This is a genomic window from Streptomyces sp. NBC_01003 (assembly GCF_045162695.1).
Lineage (GTDB): Bacteria > Actinomycetota > Actinomycetes > Streptomycetales > Streptomycetaceae > Streptomyces.
In genome coordinates this window covers 2,924,598-2,945,105 of the sequence record NZ_CP108707.1, presented here as the reverse complement: position 1 = coordinate 2,945,105, position 20,508 = coordinate 2,924,598, and the positions used below count along the sequence as shown (strand labels likewise).

Genomic DNA, 20,508 nt, shown 5'->3' with positions numbered 1-20,508 from the left:
TTTGGGGCCATTTCTGGTCGTTTTCGAGTGTCCCGTTTTCGTAAGGCCCGTGCGGTGGACAATAAGGGCATGAGCCAGCAGGGGGAGAGGAACTCCGGCCGACACGGTCAAGGCGACGACTGGTGGGGGCAGTTGTACGACGAATCCACCGACGACACGGGCCCGACCCCGGCCCCGGACACCCTCGACGACCGCTTCGCCTCGGCGTCGGGGACGGTCTCGCCACCAGGATCCGACGGGGGCGAGGAGCAGGTCCCGGAACCGGTGCCTGAGCAGGTCCCCGGGCCGGTGCCCGAGCAGGTCTCGGAGCGGGCGCCGCTCCCGGAGCAGCGGAGGGTGCCGCCACCGTCGCCGCCACCTGCCTCGCCCGCCCGGCCCATGGACCGGCCGCCGGATCCGGGCGCCCCACGCGCCCCTTGGGAACCCCCGGCACACGCCCCGGGGCGCCCTCAGAGCTTCCCGCCCGGGCCACCGCCGCCCGCGGCGGAGCCGGACCTCCGCGCCTCCGACGCCGCCGCGCCCGGCCCCGAGGCCGGTGCCCCCGGCCCGGAAACCGGCGCCGACCAGCCCGGGGCGCGCCCCGAACCCCCGGGCGTCCCCTACGTGGGCGACGGCCCGCCCACGTACGACGCCGAACCCACCGCGCTCCCGCCCGCCGACCCCGACACCCTCGACGACCTCGTCGCCGACACCGTCCTGGACGGCGCCAGATACGGGACATCCACCCTGCGCGCGGTGTCCGTGCGCGGCGACTCCGCGCGCTACCGGGGCGAGCCCCGCCGCGACTGCCTGCTCACCGCCCGGTTCGGCACGGGGCCCGGCGCCCTGATCCTGGTCGCCATGGCCACCGGCGCCCGCGCCGCACCCGGAGCGCACCGCGCGGCGGCCGAGGCCTGCGACTGGATCGGCCGCGCCGTCGGCCGCAGTCACGCCCGCCTCGCCGAGGACATCCGCGCCGCCCACCGGGGCGACCTCAAGTCGGGTCTGCACCGCCTCACCGACCGCAGCCTCGGCAGACTCAGGGCGAGCGCCGCCGAGCAGGGCCTCGAACCGGAGGAGTACACGGCGAGCCTGCGCTGCCTCCTGCTGCCCGCCGACCCCGACTGCCGCACCCGCGTGTTCTTCGGCGTCGGCGGAGGCGGCCTGTTCCGGCTGCGCGACGGCGCGTGGCAGGACATCGAGCCGCAGGTCTCCGAGGTGTCGGGCGCCCCCGTCGTCGGCTACGGCTCACCGTCGCCGGAGACCCCCGACGGCGACCGCCTGACCATGGACCTCGGGATCACCACGCCCCCGAGCCCGTACGAGCCGGCACCCGAGCAGCCCCGCGACCCGTTCCGCTTCCGGGCCTCCGTCGCCCGGCCGGGTGACACGCTCCTGCTGTGCACGGCGGGCCTCGCCGAGCCCCTGCGGGGCGAGCCGGAACTGTCCGGACACCTCACGCGCCGCTGGAACGGGAGCGGCCCGCCCGGCCTCACCGCCTTCCTCGCGGACACCCAGGTACGGGTCAAGGGGTACGCGGACGACCGCACGGCCGCCGCTGTTTGGGAGGCGTAACCGCGCCCGCTGTGAATTCATGGGGAAAGGAGTGTCCTCAGTACCCGGTTCGTGAAGGGGCGCGTGAGTCATGGCCAAGCAGAACGTCGCCGAGCAGTTCGTCGACATCCTCGTCCGCGCGGGCGTCAAGCGCATGTACGGCGTCGTCGGTGACAGCCTGAACCCGGTCGTCGACGCGATCCGTCGCAACTCCGCGATCGACTGGATCCACGTACGGCACGAGGAGACCGCAGCATTCGCCGCCGGGGCGGAGGCGCAGATCACGGGGAAGCTGACGTCCTGCGCCGGCTCCTGCGGGCCCGGCAATCTGCACCTCATCAACGGGCTCTACGACGCCCACCGCTCCATGGCCCCGGTCCTGGCCCTCGCCTCGCACATTCCGTCGAGCGAGATCGGCCTCGGCTACTTCCAGGAGACCCACCCGGACCGGCTCTTCCAGGAGTGCTCGCACTACAGCGAGATGATCTCCAACCCGCAGCAGATGCCGCGCGTCCTGCAGACGGCGATCCAGCACGCGGTCGGCCAGTCGGGCGTCAGCGTCGTCACGCTGCCCGGCGACATCGCCGACCGGCCCGCCCCCGAGAAGTCCGTCGAGACGGCGATCGTCACGTCCCGGCCGACCATCCGCCCGGGCGACACGGAGATCGACCGGCTCGTCGAGATGATCGACGAGGCCGCCAAGGTCACCCTCTTCTGCGGCAGCGGCACCGCGGGCGCGCACGCCGAGGTCATGGAGTTCGCCGAGAAGATCAAGTCTCCGGTCGGGCACGCCCTGCGCGGCAAGGAATGGATTCAGTACGACAACCCGTTCGACGTCGGGATGAGCGGGCTGCTCGGGTACGGCGCCGCGTACGAGGCGACGCACGAGTGCGATCTGCTGATCCTGCTCGGCACGGACTTCCCGTACAACGCGTTCCTGCCGCAGAAGGACGTGAAGATCGTCCAGGTCGACGTCAGGCCCGAGCACCTCGGCCGACGCTCGAAGCTGGATCTCGCCGTGTGGGGCGACGTGCGCGAGACGCTGCGCTGTCTGACCCCGCGCGTGCAGCCGAAGACGAACCGGCGCTTCCTCGACAAGATGCTCAAGAAGCACGCGGACACCCTCGAAGGCGTCATCAAGGCGTACACGACGAAGGTCGAGAAGCACGTCCCGATCCACCCCGAGTACGTGGCCTCCGTACTGGACGAACTCGCCGCCGAAGACGCCGTGTTCACGGTCGACACGGGCATGTGCAACGTATGGGCGGCGCGCTATATCTCGCCCAACGGGCGCCGCCGCGTGATCGGTTCGTTCTCGCACGGCTCCATGGCCAACGCGCTGCCGATGGCGATCGGCGCCCAGTTCGTCGACCGGAGCCGTCAGGTCGTCTCGATGTCGGGCGACGGCGGGTTCTCCATGCTGATGGGCGACTTCCTGACCCTCGTCCAGTACGACCTGCCGGTCAAGGTCGTCCTCTTCAACAACTCATCGCTCGGAATGGTCGAGTTGGAGATGCTGGTGGCGGGGCTCCCGTCGTACGGGACGACGAACAAGAATCCCGACTTCGCGGCCGTCGCCCGCGCGTGCGGCGCGTACGGGGTGCGCGTGGAGAAACCGAAGCAGCTCGCCGGGGCGCTGAAGGACGCCTTCAAGCACAAGGGCCCCGCCCTCGTCGACATCGTCACCGACCCCAACGCTCTGTCGATCCCGCCGAGGATCAGCGCCGAGATGGTGACGGGCTTCGCGCTCTCCGCTTCCAAGATCGTCCTGGACGGCGGCGTCGGCCGCATGGTGCAGATGGCCCGCTCCAACATCCGCAACGTGCCGCGCCCGTAGCCGGTACGTGTCGCCCTGCCGGCGCCTGCCGGGCCACGAGTTCGTTGGTGGATGAATCCACAGGAGTGCGGACATGCGTGCGGGGCATGCATCCCGTGTACGCGTTCGAGCGTGGTCGCAGGAGAAGGGGCAAGGTCATCGGCGTGCGGGCGGGGGACATGAAACGGCTGGTACGAGGGCGCGTTCCCACCACGGTGGCCGGACGCTCCCCAACGGAGGAAGCGCCGGGCGGCGACGGGGCGGCGACAGAGGGCACGACGGACGGCGGCGGCGCGAAGCTCAGGCGCACGCTGGGGCGGTCCGATCTGCGGGCGGTGCCCGAGGCGAGACGCGCACTGCGTGAACTCCTCGACGAGTGGGGCCCGCCGGAGAGGTCGGAGACCGCGGAACTGCTCACCAGCGAACTGGTGACGAACGCCCTGGTGCACACCGACCACGACGCCGTCCTCACGGCCACCGTCGGGCCGAAGCGGCTCCGGGTGGAGGTCAGGGACTTCGTGGGGCGCAGGCCGAGGCTGCGCGCACCGGTCGCCGACGACGGTACGAACGGCCGGGGTCTCGTCCTGGTGCAGTCCCTCGCGGACGCCTGGGGCGTACGGGCCCTGGGTGTGGGCAAGGTGGTCTGGTTCGAACTGGACGGTGGTCCCGCGTGACACCGCGGGACCACCGCCCGGAACGGCACGCCCGCCGGGCCGAACTCCCTTCGGACGACAGGACCTGGGCCCTGTCGTCACCTTCCCGTCTGCCGCGCGACGCCCGGCACGCACTCTCGCCGCACCGGCCGAAAGCCCAAGTGCGTCCAGTACGCAGACTTGCGGACGGCACGCCGAGAGCACGCACCGGACGCCGCGCGGCCGCCCTCCGGGCGACGACGGGAATGTGACGACAGGACCTAGCCGAATTGCTGCTCGAGGTCCTTGAGCTTCTGCTCCAGTGAGTCGAGCCGCGGCAGGGCCTGGGTGTCGTCCTCCGCCGTGAGGTCGACCGTGACGGGCTTGCCGGCTTCAGGGCCGCCTTTGACGGCCTGGAGGGAGGGACGCGCGCGCAGCGGGAGCTGTTCCTGGGGTGAGGGCGGCGGGTCCTCCGATATGGCAGGCTCCGCGCCCACCTGCCCCGTGCCGGCGCCCGCGGAGACGGCGGTCTGCACCTCCACCTGGCGCCCTCCGCGCCCGCCGAGCGTGGGATGGCCCCGGCTGATCGCCTTGAGCTGGGCCCGCTCCAGCTTCTCGTGCTCGCGCCTGCGCAGCCGGTTCTGCTCCTTCTCGCGCTTGTCCTCGCGCACCTCCTCCACTGCCTCGTCCAGGGTGCGCACCCCTTCGAGCAGCATCAGCGACCAGGCGCCGTACGTCTCGCGGGGCGCGCGCAGCCACCGCACGATCCGGATCTGCGGCAACGGCCGTGGCACCAGGCCCTGTTCACGCAGGGCCGCGCGGCGCGTCTGCTTCAGCGCGCGGTCGAAGAGGACCGCGGCCGACAGCGACATGCCGGCGAAGAAGTGCGGGGCGCCCGCGTGGCTGATGCCGCGCGGCGCGTGCACCCAGTTGAACCAGGCGGCGGCGCCCGCGAAGGTCCACACGAGTATCCGGGAGCCGAGCGCCGCGTCGCCGTGGCTCGCCTCGCGCACCGCGAGCACGGAGCAGAACATGGCCGCGCCGTCGAGGCCGAACGGGACGAGGTACTCCCAGCCCCCGGACAGGTTCAGGTTCTGCTGGCCGAAGCCGACAAGCCCGTGGAAGGAGAGCGCGGCGGCCACGGCGGCGCAGCAGAACAGCAGCAGGTAGGACGCGGTGCCGTAGACGGCCTCCTTGCGCCTGCGGCGTTCCTCGCTGCGTTCCCACGAGTCGTCGGACGATGCGGCCGCCCTCTCCCCGGCGCGCTTGCTGCGAGCGAGGACCGCCACCGCCGCCAGCAGGCCCAGGAGCAGCACGGCGCCGGGAAGCAGCCAGTCCAGCGATATGTCGGTCAGTCTCATCTGGGGTCCCTTGCGTCGCGGTAGGGCTTTTCGGCCGCCATATTGGCTCAAGGCCACGGGTGCGCAAGGAGTTTCGGGACAAGAGAACGCCATTGGAGTGCGAGGGGGCGTACGAAGCGGGCATGCGCTCGAACTCCCCTGAGGATGAGGGAAGTTGAGTTCGAATCGCGTCACCCGAAAGGGTGGTTCATGGCGAGGGGGTTGCCGTCGTCGCGTTCAGGCGGTTGCGCTCAGCCTCGCCACTCGGTCCGCGTCGCAGGTGCGGGGGCACGTCACGCAGGTGTCCTCGGGGCGCAGCGTGTAGAAGAGGCAGCAGCTCGCCCGGTCGCGCGTCGGCAGCGACTGCCCCTCGGGGCCGGTGAGTTCACGGAACGCGGGCTTGCCGACGTACGGTTTCGTCGTGCCGGGCAGCAGCAGTTCGAGCTCCTGCATCGCGCGGCGCTCCTCGCCGAGCAGGTGGGCGACGTACCAGAGGCCCTCGACGATCTCGTCCGTCGCCATGCCCCACAGGGCGCGCGGACCGCGGCGCATCCGCGGTCCGAATCCGGTGAGCACCGGGCCCAGGTGGTCGGCGACGGCCGCGCGCACCTCGGCCCGCAGCGCCTCCTCGTCCGGCACGACGTGGGCGCCGGGCAGTGCGGCTGCCGGGTCGCCCGGCAGGCAGGCGAAGTCGGTGACGCGTACGGCCATCCGTCCCAGGGTGCGCTGGAAGGCGACATTCGTCACGGGGAAGCGCGGGACGCGGCGGTCCAGGAACCACGGCACCGTGACCAACAGGCAGGCGGGCCAGGCGTAGCGGTGCAGGCCGAAGCTGGCCACGACGTCCGGGCGGGCCTGCTGCCCGTAGTCCTTGAGTACCTGTGCGTTGTCCCACGCGAGGAACGCGTCGAGGGCGGGTCCGCCCTCCGCGAGCCGGGCGGCGGCGACCCAGCCGCTGCCCTGAGGGGGCTGCTCGGTGTCGGTGAGCTCCGTGATCCGCAGACCCGCGAACACTTCGGTCAGCCGGGTGTACGCGGGCGTGAGCGCACGGGTGGCCACGGGAGCCGATGCGGGAAAAGGCATGCAGGGGACCACCGAATCGCGATCGTTTGCAGGTAAGCCTTACCTTACCCGAACGATTGGGGGTTTGAACTGCGGGCCCAGCGGCCTATGGTTTTGCGTTGGACGAATTCCGCGGATTACCGACGACTGGGGAGGACCTGGGTGGAGCAGGCCAGAACGCGCGCCGACAGCGCCGCCTCAGGGCTGCCCGCGGACGTTCCTGAGCAGCGGGGCACCGCCGGGTGGCACCAGGTGCCCGAGCAGACCCGGGGCGAGCACACCCACAGCGAGACGCCGCTGCCGCCGCGCCCCCGCGTCGAGCGGACCTCCGTGCGCGGGCAGGTGCTCGACGCGCTGCGCACCGCGCTCGTCGACGGCGAGCTCGTGCCCGGCGAGGTCTACTCCGCGCCCGCCCTCGGGGGCGGCCTCGGCGTCTCGGCGACGCCCGTGCGCGAGGCGATGCAGCAGCTGGCCCGCGAAGGCGCCGTCGAGGTCGTGCCGAACCGCGGCTTCCGCGTCACCGAGCGCAGCGCCCGCGAGCTCGCCGAGCTGGCCGAGGTGCGGGCGCTGATCGAGGTGCCCGTGGTGCTGCGGCTCGCCCGTACGGTGCCGGTGGCGCGCTGGGCCGAGCTGCGGCCGCTCGCCGACGCGACGGCCGTCGCGGCCGCCGGCGGCGACCGTGCGCACTACGCGGAGACGGACCGCGCCTTCCACCGCGCGATGCTCGCCCTCGGCGGCAACGAACAGCTCGTGCAGGTCGCGGACGACCTGCACCGCCGCTCGCAGTGGCCCCTGCCCGGCGGCGGACCGCTGTCCCGCCGCGCCGACCTGGTGGCCGACGCCGCGGAACACATGGCACTCCTCGCGGCCCTGGAGGCCCAGGACCTCACGGTGGTGCAGGCGCTGGTGCGGGAGCACTTCGCCGGGGCGGCGGACTGACTGCGCGTCGCCATCGGCCCACGCCGGACCGTCAGGCCGCCGTCGGCAAGTGCTCCGCCAGCCATGTGGGGACGCCGCCCAGGAGGCGGAACAGGCGGGACGCCTCCGCGCGCAAGCGGGCCGCCGCCTCCGGGTCGGGTTCCGCCTCCGCCAGGGAAGCGAGCGCCGGTGCCGTGCCGACCAGGTAGCCCAGTTCCTCGCGGATGCGCAGCGACTCGGCGAAACCGTGCCGGGCCTCCGTCAACTCGCCTTCGCGCAGGGCGAGTCCGGCCAGATGGCGCCAGGTGAAGGACAGCAGCAGCGGATCGGAGTGCGCCGTCGCACCCGCGTGGGCCCTGCGGTACGCGGCCCTGGCCGCCTGCGGCGAGTCGGACAGGTTCTCCGCCATCAGGCCGCGCCGGAAGTCCAGCAGGGCGCGTCCCGGGGCGCCGGGCGGGAGCAGTGCGGCGGCCCTGCCGAGCGCGGAGCGCGCCTCGTCGGCCCGGTCCCGTACCCCCAACAGCGTTGCCGAGTAGGCGAGTTGGCCGCGCTCGCAGGCCGCGGCGCCGCGTTCGCCGTCGTCGTGGGCCAGGGCCTCTGCGGCGCGCAGCGCGTCCTCCGCGGCGGCCCAGCCCTGCTCGGTGTAGAGGCAGCGCTCCCCGAGCAGCGCGGCCCGCTGGAGCGCGGCCCGCGCGTCCGTCGCGGCGAGCCGCTCGAGCAGCGCGGCCGCGTCGGTCCAGCAGGCGCGTGAGCGCAGCCGCCATACCGCGGTCTGGAGTGGATCGTCCCCTGCAGTCGTTCCGGAACCAGACATGGCGGTATGCGCCACGTTGCCCTCCCCGAGCACACCATTGAGCCGAGCTGTCGTGCGCGCATCTCAGCATGGATGTACGCACTCGGCCAAGGGGGTAGGTGAAAGATTTCACAATCGCATGGGGTGGCGGACGGGGTTCGAAACCCCCCTCGGGCGGCCCGAGTTCAGCTCATACGCAGGGCCAGGAAGAAGTCCAGCTTGTCCTCGAGCCGCGAGAGATCGCGGTTGGTGAGCTGTTCGATCCGCCCGACGCGGTAGCGCAGCGTGTTGACGTGGAGGTGCAGACGGCTCGCGCAGCGTGTCCACGAACCGTCGCAGTCGAGGAACGCCTCCAGGGTCGGAATGAGCTCGGCGCGGTGCTTGCGGTCGTAGTCGCGCAGCGGGTCGAGGAGGCGGGCCGTGAAGGCGCGGCGCACGTCGTCCGGGACGAACGGCAGCAGCAGGACGTGCGAGGCCAGCTCCTGGTGACCCGCGGCGCACACGCGCCCCGTACGGGCCGCGGCGACGCGGCGGGCGTGCCGTGCCTCCTCCAGGGCCCCGCGCAGCCCCTCCGCCGAGTGCACGGCGGCGCTGACGCCCAGCGTGAGCCGCCCGTCGTCCGCGAGGCCCGCCGTCAGCGGATCGCGTACGGAGTCCAGGAGCGCGTCGGCGTGCAGCCCCGCCTGCGTCCCGTCGTGCTCGTCCGGCACGGCGGGCAGCGGCACCAGGGCGATGGCCTCGTCGCCGTTGTGGGCGACGGCGATGCGGTCGGAGGGCTCGGGACCCGCCGACAGGGGGTCGACGAGGATCTCCTCCAGGAGCGACTGGGCGACCGGGCCGCCCTCGATGTCGCCGCTGTCCCACTCGACCTTCGCCACTATGACCTGCCAGTGCGGGGCGGCACCGAGGCCGGGGAGCAGCACGGGCGCGGCGACGCGCAGGCGTGCGGCGATCTCGGCGGGGGCGGCACCCGTCTGGACCAGTTCGAGGACCTCCTGCGCGAGCCGGCGGCGCACGGTGCGGGCCGCGTCGCGGCGGTCGCGCTCGACGGCGATCAGCTGGGTCACGCCCTGGAGCAGGTCGAGCCGCTCCTCGGGCCAGTCGCCGGCGTCCGCCTCGACGGCGAGCAGCCAGTCGGACAGGACCGTCTCGCGCACGTCGCGGGAGGCGGGCGTCGCGCCGCGGCCCGCGCTGCGGATCGGGAACAGCGAGTACGTCGTGCTGTTCAGCGTCACCCTGTGCGGCCCGCGCCGCCCGGTGCGGGTGGCCGCCAGGTGCTCGGCCGCGAGGCGGGCGCGGACGCCGGCGGGCAGCTCGGGGCCCGCCGCGCTCGACCCGGCGATGGCCCGGCCCGCGGGGGAGAGTACCCAGGCGCGCAGGTCGAGGTCGGTGCCGAGAAGGTCGAGGACCACGTCGGGGCCGCCGCCCGCGGGGCCGGAGGTCATGAGGCGCCGGTGCCGGTCGACGACGGCGGCCAGGTCGCCGGCCCGCTCGCCCGAGACCTGGCGCACGACGTGCTCGGTGACCGTCGCGAAGGCGACGGACTCGTTCACCGCGAACAGCGGGAGCCGGTGGCGCGCGCATGCCTCGACGATGTCGTCGGGAATGTCCCCGAGCTCGGCCTCACCGGCCGCGAGCGCGGCCACGCCGGCCGTCGCGAGGATACGGACGAACGGTTCGGAGTCCGCCGCGTCCCGGCGCCACGCGAGCCCGGTGAGGACCAGCTCGCCGCCGGAGAGGTAGCGGCTGGGGTCCCGCAGGTCCGTGGTCATCACACCGCGCACGGTGCGGTCCAGTTCGTCCTCGCCGCCGAGCAGCCTGAGGCCCAGCGCGTCTGTATCAAGTAGGGCGCGCAGCCGCATCTCATTGCCGCCGATCTGTCTCGAAGATTGTGCTTGCCTGACGGTGAGGCGGCCGGGGCCGCTTCCCGGGCACCGTGTCCGTGTTGCGTGTGGTTCTGCGCTTCAAGGGGAAAGCGGTGAGGTTCCCGGTGCCCGCTGTTTATATGAATCTACAAGACGTCCCGGTTGGCCAGCCAACTCCTTCATGGTTTCCGTGACTGACCACGGCGGAGTGCCGCGCTGTGTACTGAGCCCACTCCACGTAAACAGCACATGAACGAGCCTTCGAGGTCCGCACATCCCGTGGCTCGATCCGTTCGAACGACCGACCACGAGATCAACGAAGAAGAGAGCCGCTCATGGACTTCCTTCGCCCCGCCAGCTGGGAGGAGGCGCTCGCCGCCAAGGCCGAGCACCCCACCGCTGTGCCGCTCGCGGGTGGCACCGATGTGATGGTCGAGATCAACTTCGACCACCGGCGCCCCGAGTACCTCCTTGACCTGAACCGCATCGGAGAGCTCGGCGAATGGGAGGTCGGGCAGGACACCGTCCGCCTCGGCGCCTCCGTCCCCTACACCAAGATCATGGAGAACCTGCGCGCCGAGCTGCCCGGCCTGGCCCTGGCCTCGCACACGGTGGCCTCGCCGCAGATCCGCAACCGCGGCGGCGTCGGAGGCAACCTCGGCACCGCGTCGCCCGCCGGTGACGCCCACCCCGCGCTCCTCGCCGCCGACTGCGAGGTCGAGGTGGAGTCCGTACGCGGCTCGCGCCGTATCCCGATCGACGAGTTCTACACCGGCGTGAAGCGCAACGCGCTCGCCGCCGACGAGCTCATCCGCGCCGTCCACATCAAGAAGGCCGACGGCCCGCAGCAGTACTCCAAGGTCGGCACCCGCAACGCGATGGTCATCGCCGTGTGCGCCTTCGGCCTGGCGCTGCACCCCGAGACCCGTACGGTCCGCACCGGCATCGGCTCTGCCGCGCCGACCCCGGTCCGTGCCAAGGCCGCCGAGGAGTTCCTGAACGCTGCGCTCGAAGAGGGCGGCTTCTGGGACAACGGCAAGATCATCGCCCCTTCGGTCGCCAAGCAGTTCGCGGACCTCTGCTCGGCTGCCTGCAACCCGATCGACGACGTCCGGGGCACCGCGAGCTACCGCCGGCACGCCGTCGGCATCATGGCCCGCCGCACCCTGACGTGGACCTGGGAGTCCTACCGCGGCACCGCCGCAAGCACGGAGGGAGTCGCGTAATGCGCGTCAATTTCACGGTCAACGGCCGTCAGCAGGAAGCCGACGACGTGTGGGAGGGCGAGAGCCTCCTGTACGTCCTGCGTGAGCGCATGGGGCTGCCCGGCTCCAAGAACGCCTGCGAGCAGGGCGAGTGCGGCTCCTGCACCGTCCGCCTCGACGGCGTACCGGTCTGTTCGTGTCTGGTCGCGGCCGGACAGGTCGAGGGCCGCGACGTCGTCACCGTCGAGGGTCTCGCCGACTTCGCCAGGCAGCGCGCGCAGCACGGGGGCTGCGCGAGCGGCGCCTGCGGCGACGACGCGGGCAAGGCCGGCCAGGCGGGCACCTCGCTCCAGGACGCCCAGCAGTGGCAGTCCAAGCCGAGCGACTCGCAGACCGGCGAGGGCGATGGACTCTCCCCGATCCAGCAGGCGTTCATCGACGCCGGCGCCGTCCAGTGCGGCTTCTGCACGCCGGGTCTCCTGGTCGCCGCCGACGAGATGCTCGAGCGCACCCCGGACCCGTCCGACGCGGACATCCGTGAGGGCCTGTCGGGCAACCTGTGCCGCTGCACGGGCTACGAGAAGATCATGGACGCGGTACGGCTCGCCGCCGCGCGCCAGTCCGCAACTGTTCCGAGCCAGGGAGCCTGACGCCATGGCCGACACACGCACCACCGGCATTCCGTTCAACGTCACGCAGGGCTCCAAGACCAAGGGCGGCATCGGCGAGTCCACGCTCCGCCCGGACGGCACCCTCAAGGTCACCGGCGAGTTCGCGTACTCGTCCGACATGTGGCACGAGGACATGCTGTGGGGCCAGATCCTGCGCTCCCCGGTCGCGCACGCCGAGATCCTCTCCATCGACACGGGCGAGGCCCTCGCAACTCCCGGCGTCTACGCGGTACTTACGTACGACGACCTGCCGACCGACGTGAAGAACTACGGCCTGGAGATCCAGGACACCCCGGTCCTCGCCCACGGCAAGGTCCGCCACCACGGCGAGCCCGTCGCCATCGTGGCCGCCGACCACCCGGAGACCGCGCGCCGCGCAGCCGCCAAGATCAAGGTTGAGTACCGCGAACTCCCCGTCATCACCGACGAGGCGAGCGCGACCGCGCCGGACGCGATCCTCGTCCACGAGGGCCGCGACGACCACCACATCGGCCACGTCCCGCACCCGAACATCGTGCACCGCCAGCCGATCGTCCGCGGCAACGCCGAAGAGGCGGCCAAGCAGGCCGACTTCATCGTCAAGGGCGAGTACTACTTCGGCATGCAGGACCAGGCGTTCCTCGGCCCCGAGTCGGGTCTGGCCGTGCCGTCCGAGGACGGCGGCGTCGACCTGTACGTCGCCACCCAGTGGCTGCACTCGGACCTCCAGCAGATCGCCCCCGTCCTCGGCCTGCCCGAGGACAAGGTCCGCATGACGCTCTCCGGCGTCGGCGGCGCCTTCGGCGGCCGCGAGGACCTGTCCATGCAGATCCACGCCTGCCTCCTGGCGCTGCGCACGGGCAAGCCGGTCAAGATCGTCTACAACCGCTTCGAGTCGTTCTTCGGGCACGTCCACCGCCACCCCGCGAGGCTCTACTACGAGCACGGGGCGACCAAGGACGGCAAGCTCACGCACATGAAGTGCAAGATCGTCCTCGACGGCGGCGCCTACGCCTCCGCCTCGCCGGCGGTCGTCGGCAACGCCTCGTCGCTCTCCGTCGGTCCGTACGTGATCGACGACGTGGACATCGAGGCGATCGCGCTCTACTCGAACAACCCGCCCTGCGGCGCCATGCGCGGCTTCGGCGCGGTCCAGGCGTGCTTCGCGTACGAGGCCCAGATGGACAAGCTCGCCGACAAGGTGGGCATGGACCGGGTCGCGTTCCGGCAGCTCAACGCCATGGAACAGGGCACGCTCATGCCGACAGGCCAGCCGGTCGACTCCCCGGCCCCGGTCGCCGAACTGCTGCGCCGTGTCCAGGCGATGCCGCTGCCGATGGAGCGCCAGTGGGAGTCCAGCGAGGGCTCCGACGTGCGCCAGCTGCCCGGCGGTCTGTCCAACACCACGCACGGCGAAGGCGTCGTCCGGGGTGTGGGTTACGCGGTCGGCATCAAGAACGTCGGCTTCTCCGAGGGCTTCGACGACTACTCCACCGCCAAGGTGCGCATGGAGGTCATCAACGGCGAGGCCGTCGTCACCGTGCACACCGCCATGGCGGAAGTCGGCCAGGGCGGCATCACCGTCCACGCGCAGATCGCCCGCACCGAGCTGGGCGTCGGGCAGGTGACCATCCACCCCGCCGACACGCAGGTCGGCTCGGCCGGCTCCACGTCCGCGTCGCGTCAGACGTACGTGACCGGCGGCGCCGTCAAGAACGCCTGCGAGCTGGTGCGCGAGAGGGTCCTGGAGATCGGGCGCCGCAAGAAGGGCACCTACCACCCGGCGTGGGCGACGGCCGAGCTCCTCCTGGAGGGCGGCAAGGTCGTCACCGACGGAGGCGAGGTCCTCGCCGATCTCGTCGACGTGCTGGAGGGCGAGGTCGTCGAGGTGGAGGAGCAGTGGCGCCACCGGCCCACCGTCCCCTTCGACCTGGTCACCGGTCAGGGCAACGGTCACGTGCAGTACTCGTTCGCCGCGCACCGCGCCGTCGTCGAGGTCGACACCGAGCTCGGCCTGGTCAAGGTCATCGAGCTGGCCTGCGCCCAGGACGTCGGCAAGGCACTCAACCCGCTGTCCGTCGTCGGGCAGATCCAGGGCGGCACCCTCCAGGGCATGGGCATCGCGGTGATGGAGGAGATCGTCGTCGACCCCAAGACCGCGAAGGTCAGGAACCCGTCCTTCACGGACTATCTGCTCCCCACGATTCTCGACACGCCGACCATCCCGGTCGACGTGCTCGAACTCGCCGACGACCACGCCCCGTACGGGCTGCGCGGCATCGGCGAGGCCCCGACCCTGTCGTCCACGCCGGCCGTCCTCGCGGCGATCCGCAACGCGACGGGCCTGCAGCTCGACCGGACTCCGGTACGCCCCGAGCACCTCACGGGAACGGGCCCGGCCTGACAAAGCTCTCCGGACGGTGCGTGCCTCCCAGGAACGTCACACTTCCCAGCCCGCACCGTCCGGAGCCTTCAAGTACCGCACCGCTCGCGGTTCTTTCCAGCATCACCGGCACCACCAGCACCAAGGCACCACCGGCAACAACACCAGCAACACGGTTTCTTGCGTAACACAGCTACGCATTACCCCGTTCGTCTCGGGCCGTCCCCCGGGTCGTGCAGCCCACGCACCATCCCAAATCCCGCGATCTCCAATCAAGTTTGTGCGGGTGTCCCTGTGAACCTTGGGAGTAGGCACCATGACCCAGCAGTCCCTGGAGCCGAAGACCACCGCCGAAGACGCGGGCGCAGGCTCGCGTCCGTCGGCCGGCAGGTCTTGGCTCGACCGGTACTTCCACATATCCGAACGAGGATCGACTGTCGCGCGTGAGGTGCGCGGCGGCGTCACGACCTTCATGGCCATGGCGTACATCCTGCTGCTCAACCCCCTGATCCTGTCCGGCAAGGACGTGGCGGGCGACATGATGGGCCAGAAGGCCCTCATCACCGCCACCGCCTTCGCCGCGGCGTTCACCACGCTCCTCATGGGCTTCGTCGGCAAGGTGCCGCTCGCACTCGCCGCCGGCCTCTCCGTCTCAGGTGTGATCTCTTCGCAGGTCGCCCCCGAGATGACGTGGCCGCAGGCCATGGGCATGTGCGTGATGTACGGCGTGGTGATCATGCTGCTGGTCGTCACCGGCCTCCGTGAAATGATCATGAACGCGATCCCTCTCGCGCTCAAGCACGGCATCACGATGGGCATCGGCCTCTTCATCGCCCTGATCGGCCTCTACAAGTCCGGCTTCGTACAGGTCGGCAAGGCCACCCCGCTCGCGCTCGGCGCCACCGGAGAACTCGCCGGCTGGCCCGTCCTGCTCTTCGCGGGCACCCTGCTCCTGATCTTCATGCTCCAGGCCCGCAACACCCCCGGCGCCATCCTGATCGGCATCATCACCGGCACCGTCGTCGCGATGATTCTCAACGAGCTCGACGTGATCAACCCCAAGCAGTGGGCCAACGGAGCCCCCGAGCTGCACGGCAGCGCGGTCTCGACGCCCGACTTCTCGCTCTTCGGCCATGTCGAGTTCGGCGGCTGGGGCAAAGTCGGCGCGATGACCGTCGGCATGATCGTCTTCACCCTGGTCCTCGCCGGCTTCTTCGACGCGATGGCCACCATCATCGGCGTCGGCACCGAGGCCAAGCTCGCCGACGACAAGGGCCGCATGCCGGGCCTGTCCAAGGCTCTGTTCATCGACGGAGCGGGCGGCGCCATCGGCGGCGTCGCCGGCGGCTCGGGTCAGACCGTGTTCGTCGAGTCCGCGACCGGCGTCGGCGAGGGAGCCCGCACAGGCCTCGCTTCCGCCGTGACCGGCCTGTTCTTCGCGGCCTGTCTGTTCTTCACCCCGGTCACCGCGATCGTGCCCCAGGAGGTCGCCTCCGCCGCGCTCGTCGTCATCGGCGCGATGATGATGATGAACGCCCGGCACGTCGACTGGGCGGACCGCGCCACCGCGATCCCGGTCTTCCTGACCGTGGTCCTGATGCCCTTCACCTACACCATCACCACCGGTGTGGCCGCGGGCGTCATCTCCTGGGTCGCCATCAAGGTCGCCCAGGGCAAGGCCCGGGAGATCGGGGCCTTCATGTGGGGCCTCACGGTGATCTTCCTCGTGTACTTCGCCCTCAACCCGATCGAAGGATGGCTGGGCGTCCACTGACGTCCGGCCCGCGAGGGCCCCGCGCCCTCCACGCAACCGACAAGGAGACCTAGAGATGCTGGACATCGCCGAAGAGCTGCACCGGTGGGTCGAGCAGGGACGCGACTTCGCCGTGGCCACCGTGGTGGCCGTCGGCGGGAGCGCGCCCCGGCAGCCGGGCGCCGCACTCGCCGTCGACACCGACGGCACAGCGATCGGCTCGGTCTCCGGCGGCTGCGTGGAGGGCGCCGTCTACGAACTGTGCCAACAGGCGCTCCAGGACGGCGAGACCGTCCTCGAACGCTTCGGCTACAGCGACGACGACGCCTTCGCCGTGGGGCTCACCTGCGGCGGAATCATCGACATCCTGGTCACCCCGGTTCGCGCGGACACCCCGGGACGGGAGGTGCTCGCGGCGGCGCTGTCCGCCGCCGCCCGAGGCAGGGCGGCGGCGGTCGCGCGCATCACCCAGGGCCCGGCCGAACTCATGGGCCGCGCCATCCTCGTAGGCGAAGACAGCGGCCCCGGGAGCGGCTTCGGAGGCGGCTACGAGGGCAGCCTCGGCGGGCACCCCGAACTGGACCGCACCGCGGCCGGCGAGGCCCGCGCGCTCCTCGACGCCGGACGCACCGCCACCGTGGAAATCGGCGAGAGCGGCTCGCGCTGCGGGCAGCCCCTCACCCTCCTCGTCGAGTCGTCGGTCCCCCCGCCCCGCATGATCGTCTTCGGAGCCATCGACTTCGCGGCGGCGCTCGTCAGGATCGGCAAGTTCCTCGGCTACCACGTGACGGTGTGCGACGCGCGCCCCGTCTTCGCCACGCCGGCCCGCTTCCCCGACGCCGACGACATCGTCGTGGAATGGCCCCACAAGTACCTGGAGCGCACGCAGACGGACGGACGCACCGTCCTGTGCGTCCTCACCCACGACGCCAAGTTCGACGTCCCGCTCCTCCAGCTCGCGCTGCGCCTGCCCGTCGCCTACGTCGGCGCCATGGGCTCCCGCCGCACCCACCTCGACCGCAACGACCGCCTGCGCGACGTAGGCGTCACCGAACTCGAACTGGCGCGCCTGCGCTCGCCGATCGGCCTCGACCTGGGCGCCCGCACCCCCGAGGAGACGGCCCTGTCCATCGCCTCGGAGATCGTCGCCAACCGGCGCGGCGGCAGCGGTGTCGCGCTGACCGGCGCCCACACGCCGATTCATCCCGACGGAGCGCGGGCACCCTCCGTCCGGATCGGGTCCGTGGCCTGACCGGTCTAACCGGCCTGACCGGCCTGAAGGCCGAGCGCCGCGTCTCGCGCGGACACGAGCAGCTGGTCGATCCTCATGACGAGGGCCCGATGAGCCAAGTCCCGTACGAACAAAGGCTGTTTGTGCGAGAACCCCGGTTCGTTCGCCGCCTCGGTGACACTGGCGAGGTGCCCGCGGACCGCGTGGAGGCGGGACCGGTCCTCCTCGCCGAGAGTGCCGTCAGCGGCGTCGAGCAGCGCCGAGAGATCGATCTGTCCCCGGTAGGCCTGCTCCCTGATGAAGCCGAGCGTCTTGGCGATGACCGACCCCGCCTCCTGCTGCCTGAGCTCTTCGAGCCCGGTCCCGAAGGCGTTGCCGAGGTCCAGGAGGAGCGCCGGGAGCGTGCCCGGGAGTGCCTCCGGGAGAGTCCCGGGGGCTGACTCCCGTACGGGTGCGGGGGCGGGGACCCGTACGGGACCGGGCTCCGCCGCGGGCTTCGCTTCGGGCGGTGTCACCTGCTCCGGCACCTTCGCCGCCGCGGCCACCACCACCTCCACCACCTTCGGTTCGGCCTCCCGTGGCCCCGGCACGAACTGCACCTCACCCGGCTCGTACGCTTCGGCCGGCCCCAGATAAGCGCCGGCCGCCTCCGCCGCGAGCCGGAAGAACCACCACCGGTCCCGCGCGTCGTACCGGACGCGGGCCGTGAACATCAGCGCGCACGCCTGCATCGACAGGAGCCACTGACCGGTCCACTGGCCCGAGATGGTGCGCTGGTGCAGCCAGCCGCCCGGTGCCTTGCGCACCTCGTCGACCGTCCGGGCCAGGCCCTGCGGGATCAGCAGACCCGGGGTGTCCCGGCCGATGAGCAGGTCGAGGAGTTCGGCGCGGGCGTCGTCGGAAAGGTGCGGCAGGAAGTCGGCCACCAGGCAGAGCAGCAGATGCACGGGGTCACGGGCGAGCAGCGCCCGCTCGTCGAAGCGCGACAGGTCGATCAGGACGTAGCGGCCTATGTCCGCGTCGGGCTCCCTGGGCACCATGATGTTGCCGGGGTGCAGATCGCCGTGCGCCCGGCCGCGCATCGGGTAGTCGACGGTGTCCGCCGCGAGCGGGCAACTTCCCGTCAGGCGTACGGGGTTGGGGACCGGCGCGGCGTTCGTGCGGCCCAGTCTGATCCACGCGGTATCGAGGTCGAGGCCCAGTTTGTCGCGCACCCAGACGGCCAGGGGTTCCGCCGGTTCGAGGCGTCGGTCGAGGAGTTCGGAGACGAACGAGGCCGCGGACATCTGCCCGTCCGAGTCCTCGTCCGGATTCCAGTCGGCCAGCAGGGACCGCGTGATCTGCGCGGCGACGCCGGGCATGCGCCGCTGCCGCAGGATCGTGCTGAGCGTCACCATGGTCTCGTCGTTGCCCGCGAAGCCCTGGAACATCAGCCAGGCGTCGTCCACCGGCATCGGATCGTAGAGCTGCTCCACGAGATGGTCGCGGGGGAACGAGGCATCGCCGTTCGGCAGGGACCGCCTCGCGGCGACGAGCCGCCCCGGTTCCATCGAGGAGTCGCCGTCCGGGGAACAGAGCTTGATGATCATCCGGCGTTTGGTGCGCCCCGGATCGCTGTCCCGCACGAACACGGAGGCCAGGGACGCACCGCTGCCACCGGTGTCGAGCCAGGCCGGGGCGGTCAGCGGGCGGTGGTTCTGCTGCTGCCACTGGCCGAGCAGCGCGGCAGCGCGCGTACCGAACGGCGCGAACTGGGAGGAGCGGTCCATCAATTCAGTATCACCGCAAGGACCGCGCGCGTGTTCGCCCTCGCGTGATATCTCCTGCGAGGAGGAAGAGAAGGGGGGAGGCGACGATGGCACGTCTCAGGGGGAGCAGGCGTCCGAGGTGGCGCCCGGCGCCGGGTGACACGGTCGACGCGGCCCGGCTGCGCGAGGAGATCACCGGACACGAGGACGGCACCGGCGGCCCGCTCAGATTCGAGGGGCTGCGCGTGCGCGGGCGGCTTGACCTGTCCCGCTGCCGCGTCGACGCCGTCCTCGAACTGGTCGACTGCGTCTTCGACGAGCCACTCCGACTCGCCGAACTCACCGTCGGCGCACTGAACTTGTCGGGGTCCGAAGCACCCGCCCTGCACGCGAACCGGATCACCGTCGACGGCGACCTGCGGCTGTCCGGAGCCACGCTCGGCAGCGGAACGCCCGTCCCTCAGCCGCTGACCGCCCCGCCCGCGGCCGGTGACGGCCCGCGGGTCCCGCGCCGCCTGCCGGAGGACTCCACGTCGGCCGTACTGGAACTGGCCGACGCGCGCATAGACGGCAACCTCGTCGTCGAAGAGCTCACGGTCGCCGACTCCGGCCCCTGGTCCCTGCTCGCCCCCCGCCTGAACGTGTCGGGCTCGGTCCACGCGCGCGGCCTCACCGCCTCCGGCGCCCTCTATCTGCGGGACGCCCAGATCGCCTACGCCCTCAACCTCAACGGCGCGGACGTCGGCGGCCTCGACGGCACCGGACTCGCCTGCGGGCGCGGCCTGTACGCCGACTGGGGCTTCCGCAGCGCCGGGCAGGTGCTGCTGCGCGCCGCCGTGATCGAGGGCGTGGTCACGTTCCACGGCAGCGTCATCGGCGCACCCGCGGGCGCGCTGCTCCTGAGCCGGCTCCGGGTCCCACGACTCCGCCTCGATCTGCGTGAACCGCCGGCCGGCGCCGTGGTACTCCAGGACGCGGCCGTCGACGTGCTCGTGGACTCGGCCGCCACGTGGGCCGCCCCGGGCCGGCTCAACCTGGAGGGCTTCACGTACAAGCGCCTGGAAACCGCCGGACCCGTCGACGTCCGCGCCCGCATCGGCTGGCTGACCCGCGACCCGAACGCGGGCGCGGGCTCCTTCGAGCAGCTGGCGACGTCGTACGAGAGCGCGGGCGACGAGCGGTCCGCGCGCACCGTGCGGCACGCGAGGGAGCGCCATGTGCGCCGCCTCGACCGGCTGTCGGGGCGCGCCTGGGGCCTGGTCCAGGACCTCCTGTTCGGCTACGGCTACGCCCCGCGCCGGGCGCTCGTCTGGCTGCTCTCCCTGGCCGCCGCGGGCTCCCTGTGGTTCGCCTACCACGAGCCGCGCGCGGTGGGCGGCTCCGGGCAGCGGGCCTGGGACCCGGTCCTCTACAGCGTCGACCTGCTCATCCCCGTGGCGAGCCTCGGCTACCGCGGCTCCTGGGATCCGCAGGGCGCGGGCAAGGCCGTCGCCGTCATTCTCGTGGTCTCCGGCTGGACCCTGGCGACGGCGGTCCTCGCAGGCGCCAGGCGCGTCATCGGAAGAGGGTGAATGATCCC

Annotated in this window: 15 protein-coding genes; 10 read left to right on the top strand and 5 right to left on the bottom strand. The window is 71.7% G+C overall.

Annotated features, from left to right (window positions below; all coding sequences use genetic code 11):
- The first annotated feature begins 69 nt into the window (after positions 1–69).
- From OG698_RS13625 to OG698_RS13615, 3 genes are all read left to right on the top strand, one after another.
- Complete coding sequence (locus tag OG698_RS13625; protein WP_406103289.1) at positions 70–1,554, top strand: protein phosphatase 2C domain-containing protein; 1,485 nt, start codon at positions 70–72, stop codon at positions 1,552–1,554.
- 70 nt (positions 1,555–1,624) lie between these two features.
- Positions 1,625–3,370, top strand: coding sequence for a pyruvate dehydrogenase (locus OG698_RS13620; protein ID WP_406103288.1), 1,746 nt, complete (start codon positions 1,625–1,627; stop codon positions 3,368–3,370).
- Positions 3,371–3,528: 158 nt separating this feature from the next.
- Positions 3,529–4,023, top strand: coding sequence for an ATP-binding protein (locus OG698_RS13615; protein WP_406111040.1), 495 nt, complete (start codon positions 3,529–3,531; stop codon positions 4,021–4,023).
- 239 nt (positions 4,024–4,262) lie between these two features.
- On the opposite strand, the gene OG698_RS13610 is transcribed toward OG698_RS13615, so the two are convergent.
- Both OG698_RS13610 and OG698_RS13605 read right to left on the bottom strand, forming a co-directional pair.
- A complete protein-coding gene (locus OG698_RS13610; protein WP_406103287.1) occupies positions 4,263–5,342 on the bottom strand; it encodes a DUF2637 domain-containing protein in 1,080 nt (359 codons plus the stop codon).
- A gap of 216 nt (positions 5,343–5,558) precedes the next feature.
- The gene (locus tag OG698_RS13605; protein WP_406103286.1) at positions 5,559–6,404 is read right to left on the bottom strand and encodes a (2Fe-2S)-binding protein; all 846 of its coding nucleotides are present in this window, start codon (positions 6,402–6,404) and stop codon (positions 5,559–5,561) included.
- Positions 6,405–6,545: 141 nt separating this feature from the next.
- Between OG698_RS13605 and OG698_RS13600 the strand changes: the two genes are divergently transcribed.
- A complete protein-coding gene (locus OG698_RS13600; RefSeq protein ID WP_406103285.1) occupies positions 6,546–7,322 on the top strand; it encodes a GntR family transcriptional regulator in 777 nt (258 codons plus the stop codon).
- A 31-nt stretch (positions 7,323–7,353) separates the two neighbouring features.
- Here the strand turns inward: OG698_RS13600 and OG698_RS13595 are convergent, their stop codons facing one another.
- Positions 7,354–8,115, bottom strand: a complete 762-nt coding sequence (locus tag OG698_RS13595; RefSeq protein ID WP_406103284.1) for a hypothetical protein — start codon at positions 8,113–8,115, stop codon at positions 7,354–7,356.
- 164 nt (positions 8,116–8,279) lie between these two features.
- Positions 8,280–9,956, bottom strand: coding sequence for a PucR family transcriptional regulator (locus tag OG698_RS13590; protein WP_406103283.1), 1,677 nt, complete (start codon positions 9,954–9,956; stop codon positions 8,280–8,282).
- Between the two features lie 338 nt (positions 9,957–10,294).
- On the opposite strand from OG698_RS13590, the gene OG698_RS13585 reads away from it, so the two are divergent.
- The 5 genes from OG698_RS13585 (at position 10,295) to OG698_RS13565 (ending at position 17,202) form a co-directional block, all read left to right on the top strand.
- Positions 10,295–11,185 carry an FAD binding domain-containing protein gene (locus OG698_RS13585; RefSeq protein ID WP_399967693.1) on the top strand — a complete coding sequence of 297 codons (891 nt, stop codon included), beginning with the start codon at positions 10,295–10,297 and terminating at the stop codon, positions 11,183–11,185.
- Positions 11,185–11,814: a (2Fe-2S)-binding protein gene (locus OG698_RS13580; RefSeq protein WP_399967695.1), complete on the top strand. Its 630-nt coding sequence runs from the start codon at positions 11,185–11,187 to the stop codon at positions 11,812–11,814. Before OG698_RS13585 ends, OG698_RS13580 begins: the two co-directional genes overlap by 1 nt.
- A 4-nt stretch (positions 11,815–11,818) precedes the next feature.
- Positions 11,819–14,218, top strand: a complete 2,400-nt coding sequence (locus tag OG698_RS13575) for a xanthine dehydrogenase family protein molybdopterin-binding subunit (RefSeq protein WP_406103282.1) — start codon at positions 11,819–11,821, stop codon at positions 14,216–14,218.
- A gap of 295 nt (positions 14,219–14,513) precedes the next feature.
- Positions 14,514–15,971, top strand: coding sequence for an NCS2 family permease (locus OG698_RS13570; protein ID WP_406103281.1), 1,458 nt, complete (start codon positions 14,514–14,516; stop codon positions 15,969–15,971).
- Between the two features lie 55 nt (positions 15,972–16,026).
- A complete protein-coding gene (locus tag OG698_RS13565; RefSeq protein WP_406103280.1) occupies positions 16,027–17,202 on the top strand; it encodes an XdhC family protein in 1,176 nt (391 codons plus the stop codon).
- Positions 17,203–17,207: 5 nt separating this feature from the next.
- Here the strand turns inward: OG698_RS13565 and OG698_RS13560 are convergent, their stop codons facing one another.
- A complete protein-coding gene (locus OG698_RS13560) occupies positions 17,208–18,950 on the bottom strand; it encodes a hypothetical protein (protein WP_406103279.1) in 1,743 nt (580 codons plus the stop codon).
- Between the two features lie 86 nt (positions 18,951–19,036).
- On the opposite strand from OG698_RS13560, the gene OG698_RS13555 reads away from it, so the two are divergent.
- Positions 19,037–20,500: a hypothetical protein gene (locus tag OG698_RS13555; protein ID WP_406103278.1), complete on the top strand. Its 1,464-nt coding sequence runs from the start codon at positions 19,037–19,039 to the stop codon at positions 20,498–20,500.
- The last annotated feature ends 8 nt before the right edge of the window (positions 20,501–20,508 follow it).

What these genes read in the sequence shown, in the direction of transcription:
- OG698_RS13605 (WP_406103286.1), bottom strand. Translation starts at nt 6,404, where the DNA reads ATGCCTTTTCCCGCATCGGCTCCCGTGGCCACCCGTGCGCTCACGCCC.
- OG698_RS13575 (WP_406103282.1), top strand. Translation starts at nt 11,819, where the DNA reads ATGGCCGACACACGCACCACCGGCATTCCGTTCAACGTCACGCAGGGC.
- OG698_RS13615 (WP_406111040.1), top strand. Translation starts at nt 3,529, where the DNA reads ATGAAACGGCTGGTACGAGGGCGCGTTCCCACCACGGTGGCCGGACGC.
- OG698_RS13580 (WP_399967695.1), top strand. Translation starts at nt 11,185, where the DNA reads ATGCGCGTCAATTTCACGGTCAACGGCCGTCAGCAGGAAGCCGACGAC.
- OG698_RS13560 (WP_406103279.1), bottom strand. Translation starts at nt 18,950, where the DNA reads ATGGACCGCTCCTCCCAGTTCGCGCCGTTCGGTACGCGCGCTGCCGCG.
- OG698_RS13590 (WP_406103283.1), bottom strand. Translation starts at nt 9,956, where the DNA reads ATGCGGCTGCGCGCCCTACTTGATACAGACGCGCTGGGCCTCAGGCTG.
- OG698_RS13620 (WP_406103288.1), top strand. Translation starts at nt 1,625, where the DNA reads ATGGCCAAGCAGAACGTCGCCGAGCAGTTCGTCGACATCCTCGTCCGC.
- OG698_RS13625 (WP_406103289.1), top strand. Translation starts at nt 70, where the DNA reads ATGAGCCAGCAGGGGGAGAGGAACTCCGGCCGACACGGTCAAGGCGAC.
- OG698_RS13565 (WP_406103280.1), top strand. Translation starts at nt 16,027, where the DNA reads ATGCTGGACATCGCCGAAGAGCTGCACCGGTGGGTCGAGCAGGGACGC.
- OG698_RS13570 (WP_406103281.1), top strand. Translation starts at nt 14,514, where the DNA reads ATGACCCAGCAGTCCCTGGAGCCGAAGACCACCGCCGAAGACGCGGGC.
- OG698_RS13610 (WP_406103287.1), bottom strand. Translation starts at nt 5,342, where the DNA reads ATGAGACTGACCGACATATCGCTGGACTGGCTGCTTCCCGGCGCCGTG.
- OG698_RS13595 (WP_406103284.1), bottom strand. Translation starts at nt 8,115, where the DNA reads ATGTCTGGTTCCGGAACGACTGCAGGGGACGATCCACTCCAGACCGCG.
- OG698_RS13555 (WP_406103278.1), top strand. Translation starts at nt 19,037, where the DNA reads ATGGCACGTCTCAGGGGGAGCAGGCGTCCGAGGTGGCGCCCGGCGCCG.
- OG698_RS13585 (WP_399967693.1), top strand. Translation starts at nt 10,295, where the DNA reads ATGGACTTCCTTCGCCCCGCCAGCTGGGAGGAGGCGCTCGCCGCCAAG.